Annotated in this window: 16 protein-coding genes; 9 read left to right on the plus strand and 7 right to left on the minus strand. The window is 37.2% G+C overall.

The genetic code is table 11. The annotated features are described in order from the left end of the window. On the plus strand, window positions 1-141 hold a 141-nt coding region (locus ABS768_RS16930; protein WP_408076200.1), incomplete at its 5' end, for a T9SS type B sorting domain-containing protein. 84 nt (window positions 142-225) lie between these two features. Here the strand turns inward: ABS768_RS16930 and ABS768_RS16935 are convergent. Both ABS768_RS16935 and ABS768_RS16940 read right to left on the minus strand, forming a co-directional pair. Further along, window positions 226-438 carry a hypothetical protein gene (locus ABS768_RS16935; RefSeq protein ID WP_408076141.1) on the minus strand — a complete coding sequence of 71 codons (213 nt, stop codon included), beginning with the start codon at window positions 436-438 and terminating at the stop codon, window positions 226-228. 10 nt (window positions 439-448) lie between these two features. Beyond that, window positions 449-1,867 (minus strand): MBL fold metallo-hydrolase, encoded by a 1,419-nt coding sequence (locus ABS768_RS16940; RefSeq protein ID WP_408076142.1) that lies wholly within the window; start codon window positions 1,865-1,867, stop codon window positions 449-451. Between the two features lie 240 nt (window positions 1,868-2,107). Between ABS768_RS16940 and ABS768_RS16945 the strand changes: the two genes are divergently transcribed. Continuing rightward, entirely contained in the window at window positions 2,108-3,589 is a 1,482-nt protein-coding gene (locus tag ABS768_RS16945; RefSeq protein ID WP_408076143.1) for an SLC13 family permease, read from the plus strand. A gap of 45 nt (window positions 3,590-3,634) precedes the next feature. On the opposite strand, the gene ABS768_RS16950 is transcribed toward ABS768_RS16945, so the two are convergent. From ABS768_RS16950 to ABS768_RS16960, 3 genes are read right to left on the minus strand one after another with little or no spacing between them, the layout of a single operon-like run. Further along, the gene (locus ABS768_RS16950) at window positions 3,635-4,093 is read right to left on the minus strand and encodes a hypothetical protein (RefSeq protein ID WP_408076144.1); all 459 of its coding nucleotides are present in this window, start codon (window positions 4,091-4,093) and stop codon (window positions 3,635-3,637) included. A gap of 13 nt (window positions 4,094-4,106) precedes the next feature. After that, on the minus strand, window positions 4,107-5,432 hold the full coding sequence (locus ABS768_RS16955; protein WP_408076145.1) for a sensor histidine kinase: 1,326 nt from the start codon (window positions 5,430-5,432) through the stop codon (window positions 4,107-4,109). Window positions 5,433-5,435: 3 nt separating this feature from the next. After that, on the minus strand, window positions 5,436-6,782 hold the full coding sequence (locus tag ABS768_RS16960) for a sigma-54-dependent transcriptional regulator (RefSeq protein WP_408076146.1): 1,347 nt from the start codon (window positions 6,780-6,782) through the stop codon (window positions 5,436-5,438). Between the two features lie 144 nt (window positions 6,783-6,926). Here ABS768_RS16960 and ABS768_RS16965 point away from each other — a divergent pair, with 144 nt between their 5' ends. From ABS768_RS16965 to ABS768_RS16995, 7 genes are all read left to right on the plus strand, one after another. Then, window positions 6,927-8,165 carry an efflux RND transporter periplasmic adaptor subunit gene (locus tag ABS768_RS16965; protein WP_408076147.1) on the plus strand — a complete coding sequence of 413 codons (1,239 nt, stop codon included), beginning with the start codon at window positions 6,927-6,929 and terminating at the stop codon, window positions 8,163-8,165. A 73-nt stretch (window positions 8,166-8,238) separates the two neighbouring features. Then, window positions 8,239-9,684, plus strand: coding sequence for a S41 family peptidase (locus ABS768_RS16970; RefSeq protein WP_408076148.1), 1,446 nt, complete (start codon window positions 8,239-8,241; stop codon window positions 9,682-9,684). Between the two features lie 18 nt (window positions 9,685-9,702). Beyond that, complete coding sequence (locus tag ABS768_RS16975; RefSeq protein ID WP_408076149.1) at window positions 9,703-10,407, plus strand: ABC transporter ATP-binding protein; 705 nt, start codon at window positions 9,703-9,705, stop codon at window positions 10,405-10,407. A 48-nt stretch (window positions 10,408-10,455) separates the two neighbouring features. Then, the gene (locus ABS768_RS16980) at window positions 10,456-12,870 is read left to right on the plus strand and encodes an ABC transporter permease (RefSeq protein WP_408076150.1); all 2,415 of its coding nucleotides are present in this window, start codon (window positions 10,456-10,458) and stop codon (window positions 12,868-12,870) included. A gap of 2 nt (window positions 12,871-12,872) precedes the next feature. After that, window positions 12,873-15,299, plus strand: coding sequence for an ABC transporter permease (locus tag ABS768_RS16985; RefSeq protein ID WP_408076151.1), 2,427 nt, complete (start codon window positions 12,873-12,875; stop codon window positions 15,297-15,299). Between the two features lie 74 nt (window positions 15,300-15,373). Next, the gene (locus tag ABS768_RS16990; RefSeq protein WP_408076152.1) at window positions 15,374-16,699 is read left to right on the plus strand and encodes a TolC family protein; all 1,326 of its coding nucleotides are present in this window, start codon (window positions 15,374-15,376) and stop codon (window positions 16,697-16,699) included. Between the two features lie 136 nt (window positions 16,700-16,835). Next, entirely contained in the window at window positions 16,836-18,629 is a 1,794-nt protein-coding gene (locus ABS768_RS16995; RefSeq protein ID WP_408076153.1) for a hypothetical protein, read from the plus strand. Here ABS768_RS16995 and ABS768_RS17000 read toward each other — a convergent pair. Next, window positions 18,626-19,555, minus strand: a complete 930-nt coding sequence (locus ABS768_RS17000; RefSeq protein WP_408076154.1) for a helix-turn-helix domain-containing protein — start codon at window positions 19,553-19,555, stop codon at window positions 18,626-18,628. The two genes, ABS768_RS16995 and ABS768_RS17000, sit on opposite strands and share 4 nt — an antisense overlap. A 94-nt stretch (window positions 19,556-19,649) precedes the next feature. Beyond that, window positions 19,650-20,486: an SDR family NAD(P)-dependent oxidoreductase gene (locus ABS768_RS17005; protein ID WP_408076155.1), complete on the minus strand. Its 837-nt coding sequence runs from the start codon at window positions 20,484-20,486 to the stop codon at window positions 19,650-19,652. Window positions 20,487-20,514: the final 28 nt, after the last annotated feature.

Genomic DNA, 20,514 nt, shown 5'->3' on the forward strand with positions numbered 1-20,514 from the left:
GATAGTCAGGGTTGGGACGGAACTTACAACGGTAACCCTTTACCTGCTACGGACTACTGGTTTAGTGTAACCTACCGCGAACTTGTAAACGGAGAACCTGTAGAGAAAGAGTTCAAAGCTCACTTCTCACTGAAGAGATAGCAGTTAAATATTGAAATTCAAAACCGCTTATTGTATATATACAATAAGCGGTTTTGCTATATAAGCTAATGTATGAAAAGAAATTTATCGTTTACTGTTTCTTCTTTTACTGCTGCTGTAATGAGTAGGGCATGAACCCGAATTGCATCCTGCATTCAACAGAACAATCAGGCAAAGTAAGATACTCAATCCTATAAGCATGGCAGATCCCATTATTATGGATTGGTACAATACCAATATCCCCATAATCATTTTTACGATTCTTAATAAGGTCCAGTTCTTAAAAATGGTATTCATTATTTATTATTTACAGCATTGTTGTAGGGCAAACATAATCACTTATATTGAATTTACCCGATTCTTTAATAGCTTTAAATCCGCCTTTAACATCTATTAGGTTGTCAAAGCCTCTGGCTTTAAGTATAGAAATAAATATCATGGAACGGTAACCGCCGGCACAATGTACATAGTAAGTTTTGTTTTTGCTAACATCCGCGATATGGTCATTAATGTAATCCAAAGCGATGTTTTCTGAATCAATAATACGCTCAGAGTAGTGCTCACTGGCTTTCCTTACATCAAGGATATTTGTGTTAGAATCTTTTTTAAGTATAGTAGCAAGTTCATCTGTAGTAATGGATATGATACTATCGGCTTCGTGCCCGGCATTATTCCATGCTTCAATTCCTCCGTCGAGGTAACCAATAGCACTATCATAACCTACACGGGCAAGGCGGGTAACTACTTCCTCTTCACGACCTTTATCTGCAACGATGAGTAAAGGTTGTTTAATGTCGGGTATCAATGCACCTACCCAAGGAGCAAAGTTACCATCAATACCAATATTAATACTATTGGGGATAAATCCTTTTGCAAAAACCTGAGGCTCCCTTGTATCCAGTATAATGGCTCCGGTCTCATTGGCAGCAGCTTCAAACGCAGCAGGCGAGAGAGCCTGTAAACCTTTGCTTAGCACATTGTCAATACTTTCGTATCCTTTTATATTCATCAAAACATTTTCAGGAAAATATGCAGGTGGCGGCATAAGTCCGTCAAGTACCTTTTCAATAAAGGTTTCCCTGCTCATAGGCTGAAGGGCATAGTTAGTACGTTTTTGATTGCCAAGAGTATCGGTTGTTTCCTTACTCATATTCTTACCACAAGCCGAACCCGCACCATGAGCCGGATAAACAATAATATCATCAGCTAGCGGAAGTATTTTATTATGTAAGGAATCATACAAATGAGAAGCAAGCTTATCCTGAGTTAATTCGGCAACCACTTTTTGTGCAAGGTCAGGACGGCCTACATCGCCAATAAATAGTGTATCACCCGTAAACAAGGCAGCATCTTTTCCGCTCTCGTCTTTAAGCAGGTAGCAGGTACTCTCCATAGTATGCCCCGGTGTATGTATTACCTGTATGGTGATATTACCAAGAGTTAATATTTCACCGTCTTTTGCTACATGAGCGTCAAAATTAGGCTTGGCAGTTGGCCCGAAAACAATAGTCGCTCCGGTTTTTTTAGCAAGATCCAAATGACCGCTAACAAAATCGGCATGGAAATGGGTTTCCAACACGTATCTAACTTTTGCATTATCCTTATCGGCTTTAGTGATATAAGGCTGTACTTCACGTAACGGGTCTATAATAGCGGCTTCGCCGTTATTTTCAATATAATAAGCTCCCTGTGCTAAGCATCCTGTATAAATTTGTTCGATTTTCATGATTGTTGTTTTTTGTTATTGTAGTGTAAAAGTATAATCTGTTATCAGTGTGTGCAGTAACAAAAGTTACAGATGCTTATTTTTAGACTAAAGGTCAGGTTTTTTATATACTCCTGTCTTTAAGTATTTTATTCCTGTAGCATAAGCCGTTTAAAAATTTCTTACTCGGATTATTTTTTTAAGTCTCTAAGTAAATATCTTTACCTTTTTCATTTTAATAGAAAAAGATAACTTTACTTTATGAAATTATTTAGATCAGGCTCTGAAAAGAAGATGGTTTTCAAAATTATGGGACCGCTTCTTTTTATTTTTCTGGAAATACTTGGGCCTCCTCAATCTTTAAATGCAGGTGCCTATCATGTAGCATGTATTACGCTTTGGATGGCATTTTGGTGGATTACCGAAGCTATTCCAATTGCAGCCACAGCATTATTACCCATAGTACTTTTTCCGTTGTTTGGTGTACTGGACCTTCAGTCTACCACTACCAGTTACGGACATAAATACATCTTTCTTTATCTGGGTGGTTTTATACTTGCTATAGCCATAGAACGCTGGAATTTGCATCAGCGTATTGCACTCACTATTATACGATATGTAGGAGGGAAGCTGTCTCAAATTATACTGGGCTTTATGATTGAAACTGCTTTTTTATCCATGTGGATATCCAACACGGCGACCTCAGTAATGATGTTGCCTATAGGTATGGCAGTAGTAAAACAGTTTAAGGATGGTTCACCCGGTAGTAAAATGGGTGATTACTTCGGTAAGGCTTTAATGTTGGGCATAGCTTATAGTGCTTCGATAGGAGGTATAGCCACTTTAATTGGTACACCGCCTAACCTTGTACTGGCAGGGGTTCTGGAAAAAATATATCATGTAAAAATAGGTTTCTTCCAGTGGATGAAGTTTGGACTTCCTATTTCCATACTATTGCTTGTGCTATGTTGGAGATACCTGACGGCTTATTCCTTTAAATTCAAATCGGTTCAGTTTCCCGGAGGAAGGGAAGAGATAGACAGAATTTATAATAAGCTGGGAAAAATGAGCTTTGAGGAAAAACGTGTTTCTGTGGTTTTCATACTAACAGCCTGTGCATGGATTTTCAGAGGATTAATTCAAAAGTTTATCCCTACAATAGATGACACTATTATAGCGATGACGGCTGCCATATTGCTGTTCATTATTCCGTCAGGAAAAAATAAAAAAGCCCTGTTGACATGGGAGGATACTGTTAAACTACCTTGGGGTATCATATTGCTTTTTGGTGGAGGCATGGCATTGGCAGAAGGATTTTCGAGTACAGGACTTGCAGAATGGGTGGCCGAACGCATGACGGGTATGGAAAATGTTAATCTGTGGCTATTGATACTTATATTGGTTACCCTTGTGAATTTCCTGACTGAGGTTACCTCAAATATGGCAACTACGGCTATTATTTTACCGGTATTGGCACCTATGGCTCTTTCTCTTGATGTACATCCTTACCTTATAATGACCGGGGTCACGCTGGCAGCATCGTGTGCATTTATGCTTCCTGTCGCCACACCACCTAATGCCATAGTATTTGGATCTGGTTATTTACGGATATCCGATATGGTAAAAAGCGGAATTGTAATGAATATCATTTCAATACTTATAATAACCTTTATGGTTTACTTCCTACTTCCCTTTATATGGGGAATGGATTCGATAAGTTTTCCTGATATTTTTATAAAATAACGAAAGCATATATAAAACCCGGTTTATGATTACTCATGGCCGGGTTTATTTTTGATGAGAAATTGTATCTGTTACGAGGATAAATATAAACCTTGGGTTACTGAAATCTAAGGGTATATCAGGACTAAAATGCGGAATATTGACAAATTCTACCACAACACCTTTGCCTTCCAGTAAATAGCCATCCTTTTTTAAAAGGGCTATGGGTATTCTTTTTTTATTTGTTCCTGCCCATGGCTTATAGTAGTAGTTCCCAATGAGGGTATCACCTTTAATTTTTCCTCTAACCTGCCCGATGTCCGAACCGTTTACACCATTTATAATCTCATATCTTCCATAAAATTCTGTACCCACAATATTAAGGTCTAAAATACCTTTGAGTTTTCCGTTTTCTGCAATGTACCGCAAAGGTTTTTCAGAGTCATTATTGCCTTTTCCACAAGCTATAAATAACAATAGGGCAACGGGAATACAGGTCATTATTTTTTTCAGATGTCTTTGCATGTGTAAAATAATGTTAGATAAGACAAATAGTGAAGGAGCTTCCTTCGTTACTGCTCTTGTAATTCAGATACCCCCCGTGGGCATCAATAATATTTTTTGATAATGTTAGCCCTATACCTGCACCATCTTTACGGGTAGTAAAAAAGGGAAGGAATATTTTGTCTTCAATTTCCTTGTCTACCCCCAGTCCGTTGTCAGATATGGTAATAAAAGTGCGTTCCTGCCTTACTTCGGCGGTGAGGGTTATTATTTTATTTTTCCTGTTTTCCAACGCATACATACTATTGGTAAGCAAATTGATAAATACCTGTTCAAGTTGGTTGGTATCGGCCATTAGCCAGCAGGATTCGGTAATTTCATTATTAATGGTAATACCTGCTTTTTTTAGTAGGGGCGTCATTACCAAAAGGGTATCGTTTATAAGCTTAGTGAGTTCTGTCCTCTCTTTGTTAGGAGAAGGTAGCATGGCTAATTTTCTGTAACTTTCTATAAAGTTTTGCAGGTGGTCACTACGGTGTATCATGGTGTTTACACTCTCTCTTATATCATTCATATCTTCTTCAGAAAGCGTTTCCTGTTGTGCCAGTTCATTAAGGTTTTGGGTTAGCGAACGTATAGGTGTAATGGAATTCATTAGCTCATGAGAAATAACCTTCATCAGGTTAATCCAGGCATCTTTCTCCTTTTTGGCTACTACTTTTTGAATAGAGTCTAAAAGGATAATATAGTACTCCTGTCCAAAAGTAACCGACTTAGAGGTTTGCAGCATATAGGTTTGACTTTCCTCATCGTCCATACGTATTTGTGCTGATACCCTGAAATCCTCAAACTTTTTTTCCTCGATAATAGAACATAATGCCGGGAGTTGTTTTTTTAGATACTTCCAGTGGGATACCCTTGGCGTTTGGAAATGTTCTGAAAAATAATCATTCATAAGGAATACATCCCATTCTTCATTGGTTTTGTTGAGTATGATTACTCCGGTTTCAATATTGTTTAGAATAGAACGATATACCAAATCTTTTGTAAGTTGTTCATGCTGTCTAGCCTTAAGGGTGTCGTAAAGCTTAAACAGATTTTTATAGTTTTCAAAATCACTGTGTCTTGAAAAATCGGCCGAGAAGTCGTCGCTAAGTATGGCTGTAATAGTTTTATCGTAAAACAGGTAGGTGTTTCTGATAAAGTAAAACAGTTCTGCTATTAGCAGTACACAAACTATCATACAGAATATAGCCGAATAGGGAAGATTTTTAGCAAGGGCATAAACTCCAAGTCCGCCTGAAATCATTATAAAGATTAGGCGAAGAAAAAATAGCTGATAAAGTTTTAGTGATTTCATAGCTTATTTTTTTCCCAATTCATATTTATCCATCCTGCGGTACAAAGCAGCTCTTGAGAGTCCCAGTTCCTCGGCAGTTTTGCTAATGTTGTTATTGTGCTTTTGCAGGGCACGTTCTATAGCTGTTTTCTCCATGTCAGATAATTGAGTTTCCTGTATGCCATCAACTTCTGTTACATCCTCTAAATCGAGGTCGGTAACTGTGATTTCATTTTCCTCACATAAAATAACGGCACGCTCTATACGGTTTTCCATTTCCCTGATGTTACCGTTCCAGGCATGTTTTTCAATTTGTTCCAAAGCCATTTTGGAGAAACTAAGGTTTGTCCTGTCATACTTGGTTTCCATTTTATTTAGCAGGAACGAAGCCAGATCAATCAGGTCTTCACTGCGCTCTCTTAGCGGAGGTAATACTATTTCCATAGTATTGATACGGTAGTATAAATCTTCCCTAAACTGTTTTGAGGCTACTTCCTCTTTCAGGTCGGCATTAGTAGCAGTAATAATCCTAACGTCTACAGTACGGGGTTTTGCTTCTCCAAGCCTTGTAACCTGTTTGGTTTGTATAACCTGTAATAGTTTTGACTGCAGGTGTAACGGAATATTCCCAATTTCATCAAGAAATATGGTACCATTGTGAGCCATTTCAAACCGACCTGGAGTATCGGTTTTGGCATCGGTAAAGGCTCCTTTGGCGTAACCAAACAATTCACTTTCAAATATATTTTCGTTAAGGGCACCCAGATCCACATGTATAAAAGGTTTTGTGGCTCTTGGCGATTTTTGGTGTATATGGTTTGCCATAACATATTTACCGGTACCGTTTTCTCCCAGTATCAAAACGTTTGCATCGGTTTTGGCAACCTTGTCAGCGAGTGAATAAGCTCTCTTTATACTGACTGATTCTCCTATAAAAAAGTTGTCTTTATCGGTTTTTACTGCTTCCTGTTTTCTTTCTTTACGACTTTCGGTAACGGCAGCTTTCACAACCTCAACCAGCTTGTTGTTATCCCAGGGCTTTAATAAATAATCAAAAGCCCCCAGTTTTAGTCCTTCAACAGCGGTTTCTACTTTCCCAAAGGCTGTCATGAGTATCATAATTGTTTTGGGTGAGAAGGTTTTTATTTCCTTTAGCAGGTATATGCCTTCGCGTCCGTCTTCAAAACCTATGCGGTAATTCATGTCCAAAAGCACCACATCAATTTGATTTTCTGCGAGCACCTTAACAGCCTTTTTAGGGTCGTTTAGTGTAAAAATCTGTTCAAAATGTTTTTTTAAAACCATTTTTGCGGCAAAAAGTATGTCTTCCTTATCATCAATAACTAAGATATTGGCCTGCGTTTTTTTCATTGGTTGTGCGGTTTCGGACAAATACTGTTCGATATCGGACAGTTTTGTTTATTGAGGTTTTTTTATTTAGCTGGTTTATAGTTGGTTGTGAAGTTTTAATGTGTGGCACGAAATTGTACTTATATATGCCAAACAAACTTAAACATGGACACCATCATTAACCGTAAAAATAAAAAAAATAAATATCTGCTATTAGCAGTTCCGGCTTTTTTACTATTGGGATATTTTGTGTATTCTGCCATAACCAAGAAAAGGAGCCTTACGGTAACCAAAAGTGAGATAACCATTAAAACCGTAGAGAAAGACTATTTTGAGGACTTTATTGTTTTTCAGGCTAAGGTTGAACCGCTAAACTCCATGCTCCTTAATGTGATTGAAGGAGGTGCTGTACAGGAAATATTTGTTGAGAACGGCGATATGGTAGAAAAAGGTGAGCCGCTTGCAAGGCTTTACAACCCTAACACCGAACTGAACTATGTTACACAGGAAACCTCAATAATAGAACAGATCAATAACCTTAGCAAAGCAAAACTGGACCTGCGCAATCAGGAACTTAGTATGGCAAAAGACCTTATAGCGATAGATCACGATTTTCAGGATGCCAAAAATCAGTATGACCTGCATGAAAAGCTTTACAATGAAGAGATACTTTCTAAAAATGAATGGGAGAAAACACAGGAAAACTTCAGGTTTCAAAAGGAGCGCAAAAATATAATACAGCAAAGTATACAAAAGGAAAAACAGGCCAACCAGATACAGATAGCTCAAATTTCGCAATCGCAGGCTATTATGTATAAAAGTCTTGATATTTTAAGGGAGAACAAAAAACACTTTTTGGTAACAGCTCCGCTTGCGGGGCGCCTTACCTCTTTTGAGCCGGTACTTGGTAAAAACTATCAAAGCGGTGACAACATAGGTAAGATAGATGTAATGAACGGTTATAAACTGGTAGCCGAGGTAGATGAGTTTTACCTGCAAAGGGTAACGGTAAACCAAAAAGGAAAAATTGACCACAAAGGTGAAATGATAGATGTGGTAGTAACCAAGGTAATCCCCGAAATTATTAACGGACGCTTTATAGTAGAGCTCAATTTCGCCTCTGATAAGCAACTGAAACTACAGCAGGGATTAAGCTTTGGAGTTAGACTTATGCTTTCTGAAAAAGAAAAAACAATGGTGTTGTCTAAGGGGAGGTTTACTGAGGAAACCTCGGGCAAATGGATATTTGTTGTAAACGGAGACAAGGCGGAAAGACGTGAAATAAAGCTGGGAAGGGAAAACCCGGTTTATCATGAAGTACTGGGAGGTCTTAAGGAAGGCGACAGGGTAATAACATCAAGCTATGCCGATTATACTGATGTGGAAATTTTAAATTTGGAATAAACTTACAAATATAGAACGGGGGGGGGGGGCAGTCATCATCAAAATAAAAATTAATCAACCAATCAATTAACTTATGAAACAAATTTTGTTTAGCTTTTTAGTTGTAATTGTATCATATTCAGGTGCTTTTGCGCAGAACTGTAACTGTGAAGAAAATTTTAAATGGGTAAAAAAGACTTTTGAAGAAAATGATGCAGGATTTCATTATGCCTTAAGCATTAAAGGAGAAGAGGCTTATAAAAAGCATAACGAACTTTATGAAAGTAAAGTAAAAGAAATAACAGACCTGGGTGAATGTGCAGATGCTATTTATGACTGGTTGACTTTTTTCAGAAAAGGACATTTTTATATTGATATAATTCAAAACAGTAATGAAGTGACAGAGACAACTATAAATAATAATGAGAACTGGGAAAAGTATCCTATTACTGAAGAAGAGTTTAATAAATACCTTTCTAAAGGAAAACTTGAACCTTTTGAGGGAATTTGGAAAACAGATCCTTATAAAATAGGTGTTATTAAAACAAAATCAGGATATACCGGTTTTATACTTGACGGAGGGAATACTCCATGGCAAAAGTATGAGGTGAAGTTTAAGTTGGATGTCACTAAACCTAATAAATATGAAGGTACTTTTTATTTGAGAAATTATAACGGATATAAGCTTAATGATATTATACAGTTAGGGGAGAATACTTTACAGTTTGACGGTATTTTTCTTGAAAGGGAAACCCCCAGGTTTAAAGATACTAAACAAATAAAAAGTTACCTGGAGCTTATTAAGGCTGACAAGCCTTTAGTACAACAATATTCTGACTCTACCATAGTGCTGCGTATACCTTCTTTTTCGCATAGTTTTAAAAGGGAGATAGATAGTTTGATAGCTGCTAATCACAATAAAATCATATCGACCGCAAACCTTATAATAGATATACGAAATAACGGAGGAGGATCTGATGGCAGCTACAGTGAAATCATCCCCTATTTATATACTAACCCAATTCGTATTGTTGGTATGGAGTTACTTTCCACACCACTTAATAACAAGCGTATGGAAAGTTATATGGATAATCCTGATTTAACAAAAGAAGATAAAAAAGAACTACAGAAATCTTTAAAAGTACTTAATGATAACCTTGGCAAATTTGTAAATCTTGGCGATAAAAAGGTCTATATACAGGAACTTGATACTGTATACAGTTATCCTAAAAATGTAGGAATACTAATAAATAAAGGCAATGGCAGTACAAGCGAACAGTTTTTGCTGGCCGCAAAACAAAGTAGTAAAACCAAACTGTTTGGTACAACTACAGCAGGTGTACTGGATATCTCAAATATGTATTATGCGATATCTCCTTTAGGAGATTTAAAGCTGGGGTACTGCCTGTCTAAAAGTTATCGAATACCTGATATGGCAATTGATGGTAAAGGTATCTTACCTGATTATTATCTGGATAATGAAATCCCCCAGTCTGAATGGGTACAATATGCGCAAGACAGTTTTAGTAGAAATAAATAACCAACAAAAAATACAATCATGATCAAAATAGAAAACCTTTCAAAAGTATTCAGAACTGAAGAAGTTGAAACAAAAGCATTAAACGATATATCTATTGAAGTTAAAAAGGGCGAGTTTGTTACCATTATGGGGGCATCGGGCTGTGGTAAGTCAACACTACTTAATATAGTGGGACTGTTAGACAGCGCATCGGGCGGAAGTTACAAACTGCTGGACAGGGAAATAAACGGACTTAGCGAAAGTGAAAAGGCTAAAGTAAGAAAGGAAAACATAGGTTTTGTATTCCAAAATTTCAATTTGATAGACGAGCTTTCGGTTTACGATAATATTGAGCTTCCGCTTATTTACAATAATGTTCCGTCGGGTGAAAGGAAAAAAAGAGTTGAGGCGATTGCCGAGCGTTTAGGTATTTCACACAGGCTAAAGCATTATCCGCAACAGTTATCGGGAGGGCAGCAGCAAAGAGCTGCCGTAGCAAGGGCGCTGGTAAATAATCCTAAAATAATTCTTGCCGATGAGCCTACAGGTAATCTGGACAGTAAAAACGGTAACGAAGTAATGGAACTGTTAACCGATTTACACGCTAACGGAGCAACAATACTTATGGTTACCCACTCTGAGTATGATGCTTCGTTCTCCCAAAAAACAATCTACATGAAAGATGGTATGATACTTAAAGAGAAACTGAATAACAGGAATGTGGATGTTCTTATATCAAACTAAGAACAAAAGGAGTCAATCATCAGTCAAAATCAATTAAAACCAATCACCATGTTAAAAAACTGGCTTAAAATATTTTTATACAATGCGAAGAATAATAAATTCTTTACAGCCCTTAACACGCTTGGGTTAAGCATTGGTATAGCTGCACTTATATTTGCCATATTGTACTGGAATGATGAGCACAGTTATAACCAGTGGAATCCTGAAAAAGATACTGTGTTTACCGTTGCGACCGATTTGGGTAACGATTTGGTTTGGCCTTACAGTGTGTACCCGTTGGCGAAGTACATGAAGGATGAACCGTCAATACAGGAGTTTTGTTATTTCAATAACTGGTACTATTATGAATTAGTACACTATGGAGAGAAAAAACAACAGATAAATATACTGGATACCCAAAAGAATTTCTTTGATTTCTGTCCGTTTGAATTTGTAAAGGGAGATATTAATACTGCATTTCCCGATGAAAACAGTATTGTACTGGAAGAAAAAATAGCACAATCGCTTTTTGGAAAAGAAGATCCTATAGGTAAGGAAGTGCTTTACTCCAAACGGAAAATGATTGTTAGAGGTGTGTATAAAATACCTGGAAAATCGTCTTTTGAGCCCGATGCGGTTACAAATCTGTTAGAAAAGGCAAGACTTAAAGGCAATGAGGACTCATGGGGTAATTTTAACTTCGGGCTCATGCTTAAAACCAAATCACCTGAAGATGCCGATAAGGCAAGAAAAGCAGTTGAAAACATCTATTTTGAATACAGGACAAAGCCTTATGCTAAAGAAGAAGGACTTTCGCTTGAGGAGTATATTGAAAAGAATGGAACTATTAAAATACAGCTAACATCATTGGCTAACAGCCGTCTTTACTCTCCAGTAGAAGATACACCCGAAGGTAAGGCAAACTACCAGCTTATGCTCATTATGTTAGGACTGTCAATATTGATATTAGTGCTTTCTGTAGTTAATTATGTAAATCTTGCTACAGCAAATGCCATTAAAAGGGCTAAGGAGGTAGGTGTACGCAAAATACTGGGAGCCACAAAGAAAAACATAATCAGGCAGTTTATTTTTGAAACTGTAATTATTACAATAATGGCTATTGTATTGGCTCTTGTTATTGTAGAACTTTCATTGCCTTATTACAATGAATTCCTTCATAAATCACTTGTTATAAGTAGCGGTCAGTTTTATCTTCAGCTAATAGTAATATTCTTTGTTGTGGTAATTATGGCAGGAATGTTACCGGCAATATATGTTTCCAACTTTAATACCCTTAAAGTATTGAGAGGTAATTTCGGACGAAGTAAAAACGGAGTTTGGTTACGTAATGGTATGTTGGTGCTGCAGTTTGCCATAGCAGCTTTTTTTATTGTAGGTTCTTATATTGTTCATCAGCAGGTAGATTATATGAGTAATAAAGATTTGGGACTTAAAGGAGATCAGGTTATCGAAATTTATTACAGAAGACCCTATTATGATGATCCTGCTATAATGTTTAATAACTATACTGTTGTTAAGCAGGAGCTAAGTAAAATCAATGGAGTTCAGGCTGTAGCGGCAACAGCATTCTCTTTAGGCGGGGGAGCAGGTTCTTCTTCGGGGTTTATTTATAAGGATCAACGCATACAAGCCAAGAATATGGCGGCAGACTTTGGCTTTCTGGAGATGATGCAGATTAAAATAGCCAAGGGAAGAGCTCTTTCAGATAAGTTTTCATCAGATACCATAAACGGAATGATGATAAACGAAACAGCTATGAAACTAATGCGTGAAAAAGACCCTATTGGTAAAACCATAGACTGGAATGGTGAACAACTACGTGTTGTAGGAGTTGTGAAAGATTTTCATTTAGAAGGGCCACAAAATGAAATACCACCAATGTCATTCTTCCACTTTAAGACTATTGACTGGATGACTTATAATCTGGATAAAATATATGTAAAGATATCGGCAGATGAAATGGGTTCGGCTTTAGAAGACATAGAAAAGTTTTGGGTTTCTAAGGTAGATACCGAGTATCCTTTCAGTTATGAGTTTATAGACAAACAATATAAAAGGAGTTACCAAGAATACACTAATCAAAAAAACCTGTTCTCCCTCCTAAACGGCGTGGTTATACTTATAGCACTGTTTGGGTTATTTGCACTGGCTTCCTATAGTATACAGCGTAAAATGAAAGACATTGCCATACGTAAAACTCTTGGGGCAGAGACTAAAGTACTTCTTAAGGAACTTTCTATACAGTATATATTGTTTTGTGTTGCGGGTTTTATTCTGGCAACTGTCCCGGCATGGATATTACTTAACAAGTGGCTTGAAAATTTTGCTTACAGGGTAGATGTTTCGTTTGTACCTTTTATTATAGGCTTTATAGTACTGATGGTGCTTACACTGGTTGTAGTACTATCCAGAGCTTATGCTGCAACAAGGGTTAATGTACTTAAATACCTTAAATACGAATAGTTATGCTAAAAAACTGGATAAAAATATACCTGTATAATATTAGGAAAAACAAGCTTTTTACAGCACTTAATATACTGGGATTAAGTTTAGGTATTGCAGGACTTGTTTTTGCATTATTGTACAGTAACGATGAGTATAGTTATAATGCATGGAACCCTAATAAGGATGTTGTATTCTATACGGTGTCAGATGTGGGGGAAGATATGCTATGGGGTTCAAGTTCGGCGCCGCTTGGCAAGGCTTTAGGGGCATCTGTACCACAGGTTGATGAGTATTGTTATGTTGAAGGATGGTATAACACTAATGTGGTAATCTATGAGGGTAAAAAAACAATGCTTGATAAGATTACCGATGCACAAAGAAACTTTTTCAGTTTTATACCCTTCACATTTATAAAGGGTAGTGCTGAAACAGCTTTAAGCCCTACAAGTATGGCTATCTCTGAACCAGCTGCAAAAAGAATTTTTGGTAGTCAGGATCCTATCAATAAGCAGGTAACTTATATGGATAAAGTATTTACCATAAAAGGTGTTTATACGATAGACGGGAAATCGTCTTACGAGCCTGAGGCTGTTATAAATTTAATAGACAAAGACCTTGATGAAAATCAGGACCGATGGGGCTTTTTTGGTTACAATTTGCTTTTAAAGCTTAAAACCCCTGAAGATGCTGCTTATGTTTCACAACAAATAGATACGCTATATTACAACAATACAGTAAAAAAATCTATTGCCGAATCGGGTATTAGTGAAGAAGAGTATTTAAAACGTTACGGAAGCACAAAAGTGTATCTGGAGCCACTTAAAGATTTAAGATTAAAGTCCAGAGTTTCAGATGTGCCGGAGGGTAGGGGCAACTATCAGTTATTGCTAATCATGATGGGACTCTCCATACTTATTTTGGTAATATCAATAGTAAACTATATAAACCTGGCTTCAGCAAACGCTATTAAAAGAGCTAAGGAAGTAGGGGTACGAAAAATACTGGGAGCTTCAAAAAAGAATATTGTTAAGCAGTTCATTTTTGAAACGGTTATTACCACGCTGTTTTCCATTTTACTGGCTTTAGTAATTGTTGAGGTTTCACTGCCATATTACAACAGCTTTTTAGCTAAAAATCTGGTTATAAATGAAAGCGAATTTTACATTGATCTTGCTTTACTGTTTATGGTTGTAATAGTATTGGCAGGAATATTTCCGGCTATTTATGTGGCAAAGTTTGAGGCTGTAAAAGTCCTTAAAGGAAATTTTTCCAGAAGTAAAAAGGGGATATGGTTACGAAACGGAATGCTGGTAGTTCAGTTTGCAGTGGCTTTCTTCTTTGTGATAGGCTCGTATATAGTACATCAGCAAATAAAATATATTACTACAAAAGATTTAGGCTTTAAAGGAGCTCAGGTTTTAGATGTATATTACAGAAACCCTTTTGATTTTAATGAAGAGGGGTATATGGAAAAGCTGTTAAACCGATATGAAAGTACAAAAGAGCAGCTTAGGAATATAAAAGGCATTGAACAGGTATCTGTCAGTACAGTAAAAATAGGTGGGGGAGGTGTATTACAGTCTACGGTTTCTTATCAGGATAAAACAATTTCTATGCAGCTTATGGCTATGGACTTTGGTCTTCCCGAAACACTTAGTTTTAAGTTTCTTGAGGGGAGGGATTTATCACCACGCATTGCTTCAGATACTATAGATTCGGTTATCCTTAATGAAACAGCAGTCAAAATGCTTAATATAGCGAACCCGGTTAATAAGATTATTAATTATAATGACAGCAAACTTAAAGTTGTTGGGGTGGTGCAGGACTTCCATATGTTTGGCCCCGCTGATAAAATATTACCAATGATGCTGTTTCATTATAATATAAAAAAGAGGGAACTGCAAAACTGCCATGAGATTTATATAAAAGCCAATCCAGAACAAATGGAGTCGGTTATTGCAGGTATAGAGAAACTATGGAAAGAAAAGATTGATCCCGATTTTCCTTTCGGTTATGGTTTTGTAGATAAAAACTTTGCCCGTACCTATGAAGATTATGTAAGGCAGCGCAATGTATTTTCATTACTTAATGTAGTGGTTATACTTATAGCTTTATTCGGTTTGTTTGCGTTGTCGTCTTACAGTATACAACGAAGGATGAAAGAAATAGCCATACGTAAAACATTGGGTGCAGAAACCGGTACATTACTCAAAGCACTTTCCAAACAGTATGTAATATTTTGTCTTATAGGTTTTGCTATAGCGACAATTCCTGTATGGATATTACTTAACAAATGGCTTGAAAACTTTGTTTACAGGATAGAGGTTTCGTGGCAACCGTTTGTTGCAGGCTTCCTTTCTCTTATGGCCTTAACACTGGCAGTCGTATTGATAAGAGCTTATGCCGCTACAAGAGTAGAAATACTTAAATACCTGAAATACGAATAATATTTTTAAAGTTAGTTAATAATAAACAGCGTGTAGGGAGCGCAATCCCTACATGCCGTTAAAAGAATTATGCTATGAAAGGTAAATCCTTTTTATATATATTAGTTTTAGCTACAGCAATGCCCTTATTTGCCCAGCAGCAGGTATGGACATTACAGCAATGCCTGGAAACGGGCAAAGAAAACAGTCTTGATTTTCAGTTGAGTCAGTTAGAGGTATTAAGTGCCGAAACCACGCATCGTAGCCCTTTACTGGAGTATTTACCCAAGGTTGATTTTTCGGCAAGTCATAACTACAGTATCGGTTCTACTATTGATCCTGCTACAAACAACAGGGTAAGTTCCAATATACAGTCGGATAATTTTTCACTAAATGCCAGTATGAATCTGTTGAATTTTAATGTGTTTACCACAGCAAGGCGCAACAAGATAGCTGTACTTAAAGCACAGGCAGATAAGGAAGCTACACAGGCAGAATATTCTCTGTCTATACTGGAAAACTACTTTAATGTGCTATATACGCAGGAATTGCTTAAAATTCAGTTAGATCAGTTTGAAAACGCAAAGTTCAATCTTAAAAGAGTAGAAAAGGAAGTAGAGTTGGGTAATAGGCCAAACAGTGATTTGTATGATATGCAGGTGAGTTATTCACAGGAAGAAAATAACATACTTGAAACAAAGCAATTACTGTATAACCAAAAGCTTACCCTGCTACAGCTTATGAATGTAGAGAATACCAATCCTGACGATATTTCACTGGCTAAAGCCGATGAGGTTGAGCTTCCTGATGAGAGTGAAAGCAGCACCTTTGAAAATGCCCTTAAAAACTATCCGGCTATAGAATCCAGAGAACTGGCTATAGAAGTTGCCCGTAAGGAAATTACCATGAGGAAAAATAATTACCTGCCGGTTTTAAGTGCCTATTATAACTATTCGTCCTTTTATTACTTACCGCTTAATCAGCCGGGAGGGCAACAGGTAAACCCGTTTTGGACACAGCTTAACGATAATAAAAACCATTACATAGGCATACAGTTAAACGTACCTATATTTAACGGCTTGCGTACCAGTCGAGATGTACAGCTGGCAAAAATTGAATATATGAAAAGGCAGGTGGAAAGTGAGCAGGAAAAAATCAAACTAAGCCAAACCATAGAGCAGGAAAAAGCAAAACAACAGCAAAATCAGCAACTTGTGCAGAAGCTGGAAAACACAAAGCAATATGCAGAAAAATCGTTTACTACAACACAATCCAAATTTAGTAGTGGAATAGTGGAAGCCATAGTATTTACCTCCTCAAAAAACCAATTGCTTATGGCAGAATATAATCTGTTAAAGGCTAGGTATACTGTACAGTATATAGCTTACAAACTGAAATTTTTACAGTTTAATACTTTTTAAGTACTTTATTCTCAATCAATTTTTACAACAAAAAAGCGATAGGGGGCTTTTTAGGTAAACATTTAGCTGTGTATGATAATTATCAGGTTTTGTTTCACGGTGATATTTAATATTTGCAGATAAAACTATTTGCAAAATGACAACTATAAAACAACCGCATAGCTTTCATATTCCTGTTATGGGGCTTGCCTATACTATTGACAGTCCCATTAAAGTGGCACAGTTTGGTATTGATTCGGTTATCTCTATTGTAGACGATGAGCTAATCGAAAAAATGCATGCCTTTTACAGTGAAAAATTTCAATTTCCCTATAAGGAAATCTCCAGGAAAATATCAGACTACAGAGCCGAACGTATAACAGCTTACCTGAATACAGTAGATAAAATTGTTAAACAGAAGTATGATGCTTTTTGTACTGAGCTGGTTAACAGTAAAAATGCACTAAGTAACTTTGTTGATATGCTGCCTACTGTATCTGATTTAAAAAAAGGACTTCAGTTCTATGCATCTAGTCCGTTTGACCAAACAAATGAGATACGAAGTTTCCTTGCCAAACATTTCAGGCCGGGGGCAATAGATGTAAATATCATGACCAAGGTTGATAAAGCCAATTACAGTGATAGTAACGCTTTGCCTTCATGCTATAACGATGCCCATGCTGCTTTAAGGGGCTTCGCCCATAGTAAGTTGGAATCGGCAGTAGTACTATCGGCAGGTATGAATCCTTCACTGTATAATTACCTTGCCGAATTCCCTGATTTTTTTCCTGATAAAACGGGAAAACTGAAGAAGAAGGTTATACTTAAGGTAAGTGATTTCAGGTCGGCATTGATACAAAGTAAGTTTCTTGCCAAAAAAGGGATATGGGTAAGCGAATACCGAATTGAATCAGGACTTAACTGCGGAGGGCACGCCTTTGCCACAAACGGATTGTTATTGGGGCCTATTATGGAGGAATTCAAACAACGCAAACAGGAACTGATATCTCCGGCACATGAATTATGGGTTAAGGAGCTGGAACAAAAACAGGCTTTTATTCCTAAAGAACCCCTAGAGGTAAAAATAACGGTACAGGGAGGTGTTGGTACTGCCGAAGAGCATCAGTTTTTACTGGATTATTACAAAACCGATTCGGTAGGGTGGGGATCACCGTTCCTTTTGGTACCCGAGGCAACTACTACCGATGCTGCTACCCGAAAGCTTTTGATTGAAGCCGGAGAGAATGATTTTTATAAAAGTGAAATATCTCCGTTAGGAGTACCTTTTAATACAGTTAGGGGAACAACTAACGAGTGTATTAAAAATAATCGTGTACAGCAAAACAAAGCGGGTAGCTCGTGTCCGAAAAAATTACTGGCACTTCATAACGAGTACGATGAAAAGGGTATTTGTACGGCATCACGAAAATACCAAAAACGTAAACTTTTTGAACTGGAACAGTACAGGGATACCATTACAGAAACCGAGTACAGGCAAAAACAGGATACCATTGTTGCAAAATCATGCCTTTGCGTGGGGCTTGCTAATCCTGCCTATATAGAAAATAACATCCATATAAAAGGCGAGGAGCAGGGTGTAGTAATTTGCCCCGGTCCAAATATGGCCTACTTTAACAGGGAAGTTTCGTTATTTGATATGGTGAGGCATATTTACGGCTATACATCTGTTTTGCAAAACAGTTACCGACCTAATATGTTTATTAAGGAATTACAGCTTTATGTAAGCTACCTAAAAGAACATTTACTATTGGAGAGTGAAACATCTGAAAAACAAATGAAAAAATGGATGACATTTAAGGATAACCTTTTAAGCGGAATTGATTATTACAGTAAGTTGTTTACTGATAATAACTGTTTTGAAGTGCAAAGGGATGAAATTTTAAACAGTCTTGATCTCTATAAAACAGAACTGGAAGATATTGCTATTTAATTAAACGACTTCCTGAACTCCAAAGGAGATTGGTTTGTTTTAGATTTAAACAGTTTGCTAAACGATTGTGGGTGTTCAAAACCCAGTGTATAAGCAATTTCGCTAACGGTTAGGTTGGTTGTAGAGAGTATTTCCTTAGCCTTGTCTATAAGCTTGCTGTGAATGTACTGCTGTGCTGTTTGCCCTATTAGGGAGCGCAACATATCGCTAAGATAGTTTGATGATAGGTTAAGCTGTTCTGCAAGATATTGTACAGTGGGTAGCCCTTCGTTTAGGGGATTATCGTTGCTAAAATAATTATCCAGTAAATCGTCTAGCTGTTGTAACAGGTCATTGTTTACAGCCTTGCGGGTAATAAACTGACGTTTATAAAAACGGTTGGCGTAATTAAGTAGCAACTCTATTTGTGAGATGATAACATCCTGGCTAAAATCATCAATACGGTTGTTAAGTTCATCGTCAATCATTCTGAAGATAGACAGCATGGTATCTCTTTCACTTTCCGAGAGGTGTAATGCCTCGTTGGTAGCATAGGAAAAGAAACCGTATTGCTTTATCTTTTTAGCTAAGGGATAATTCCATAAAAAATCAGGATGGATGAGTAATACATGCGATGAACAACCCGATACATCCATAGGGTCATGGTCTTCCTTACCTATAATCTGATTAGGAGAAGCAAACAGGAGTCCGCCCTGATCAAAATCATAATAGTGCTGACCGTATTTTAACCGGTTACTAAATTTTGGTCTGTATGATATTTTGTAAAAGTTAAGGATGTGGTTAGCTGCCGGCCTACTAAAATCAAGAGACGAGTTTGTACTACTGATAACACTTATTAAAGGGTGTGCAGGTGCAGGTAGCCCAAAAAACTTATGCCCTTCAGAGATGGAGTTGAACTTAATATGAGGAATATCTTCTTTTTTCATTTTTAAAAGTAGTTAAAAAGATAACCGATACCAATACAAATATCGGTTATCTAAAATCAATTATCAAGGTTTTATTTCTCTAGGGGGAGTATTCTTAATTTCCTTGTGCCGAGTTTGATACGGTTTCCCATTCTTCCCATTCTGCAAGCCTGTTGGTATAAGCTTCACGTACTGATGACAGTCCCTGATTACCAAGGAAAAAACGTAAAGGAGGATTTTCACTGTCTACTACCTTAAACAATGCATTTGGAGTAGCATCGGGGTTACCTCGTTCCAGGTTTCTAAGTCCGCCTATAAACTGATTTTTAAAGTCGTCATATTCATCCATGCTGTTAGAGAATTTTAATGATTCCTGACTACCAAATTCTGTAGCATAAGCCCCCGGTTCTATAATAGTCACTTTAATGTTAAACTGATTAACTTCGGCAGCAAGGCTTTCATGTATAGACTCAAAAGCCCATTTGGACGAGCAGTAATACCCTATAACCGGGTAGCTAATGTGCCCCAAATTACTTGATGTTCCCAGTATATGCCCATAACCCTGTTTACGTAATAATGGAAGTGCAGCCTGTATAACCGTAACAGGGCCTATAACATTGGTTTCATACAACAGTCGTATTTCATCAGGGTTAGCTTCCTCAATAGTACCTATTAATGAATAGCCTGCATTATTAAAAATAATATCCAGTTTTCCAAAATGACTGTGAGCCTGTTCCAAAGCAGTTTTTACCTGTTCGGGTTTGGTTACGTCAAGCTGTAAAGTCAGTACGTTATCGCCATATTTTTCTTTAAAGTTGGCTATACTCTCTAAACTTCGTGCTGTAGCGGCTACCTTATCACCACGTTGCAGTGCGGCTTCGGTCCAAACACGGCCAAAACCTCTGGATGTACCTGTAATAAACCATATCTTACTTTCCTTTTGAGTTGTCATAATCTTTTAGTTTTAAATTAATTACAAT

The organism is Flavobacterium rhizophilum (assembly GCF_046000485.1).
GTDB lineage: Bacteria > Bacteroidota > Bacteroidia > Flavobacteriales > Flavobacteriaceae > Flavobacterium > Flavobacterium rhizophilum.

Excerpts from the sequence above, each read along its gene's own strand:
- ABS768_RS16935 (WP_408076141.1), bottom strand. The coding sequence starts at position 438 with ATGAATACCATTTTTAAGAACTGGACCTTATTAAGAATCGTAAAAATG.
- ABS768_RS16940 (WP_408076142.1), bottom strand. The coding sequence starts at position 1,867 with ATGAAAATCGAACAAATTTATACAGGATGCTTAGCACAGGGAGCTTAT.
- ABS768_RS16945 (WP_408076143.1), top strand. The coding sequence starts at position 2,108 with ATGAAATTATTTAGATCAGGCTCTGAAAAGAAGATGGTTTTCAAAATT.
- ABS768_RS16950 (WP_408076144.1), bottom strand. The coding sequence starts at position 4,093 with ATGCAAAGACATCTGAAAAAAATAATGACCTGTATTCCCGTTGCCCTA.
- ABS768_RS16955 (WP_408076145.1), bottom strand. The coding sequence starts at position 5,432 with ATGAAATCACTAAAACTTTATCAGCTATTTTTTCTTCGCCTAATCTTT.
- ABS768_RS16960 (WP_408076146.1), bottom strand. The coding sequence starts at position 6,782 with ATGAAAAAAACGCAGGCCAATATCTTAGTTATTGATGATAAGGAAGAC.
- ABS768_RS16965 (WP_408076147.1), top strand. The coding sequence starts at position 6,927 with ATGGACACCATCATTAACCGTAAAAATAAAAAAAATAAATATCTGCTA.
- ABS768_RS16970 (WP_408076148.1), top strand. The coding sequence starts at position 8,239 with ATGAAACAAATTTTGTTTAGCTTTTTAGTTGTAATTGTATCATATTCA.
- ABS768_RS16975 (WP_408076149.1), top strand. The coding sequence starts at position 9,703 with ATGATCAAAATAGAAAACCTTTCAAAAGTATTCAGAACTGAAGAAGTT.
- ABS768_RS16980 (WP_408076150.1), top strand. The coding sequence starts at position 10,456 with ATGTTAAAAAACTGGCTTAAAATATTTTTATACAATGCGAAGAATAAT.
- ABS768_RS16985 (WP_408076151.1), top strand. The coding sequence starts at position 12,873 with ATGCTAAAAAACTGGATAAAAATATACCTGTATAATATTAGGAAAAAC.
- ABS768_RS16990 (WP_408076152.1), top strand. The coding sequence starts at position 15,374 with ATGAAAGGTAAATCCTTTTTATATATATTAGTTTTAGCTACAGCAATG.
- ABS768_RS16995 (WP_408076153.1), top strand. The coding sequence starts at position 16,836 with ATGACAACTATAAAACAACCGCATAGCTTTCATATTCCTGTTATGGGG.
- ABS768_RS17000 (WP_408076154.1), bottom strand. The coding sequence starts at position 19,555 with ATGAAAAAAGAAGATATTCCTCATATTAAGTTCAACTCCATCTCTGAA.
- ABS768_RS17005 (WP_408076155.1), bottom strand. The coding sequence starts at position 20,486 with ATGACAACTCAAAAGGAAAGTAAGATATGGTTTATTACAGGTACATCC.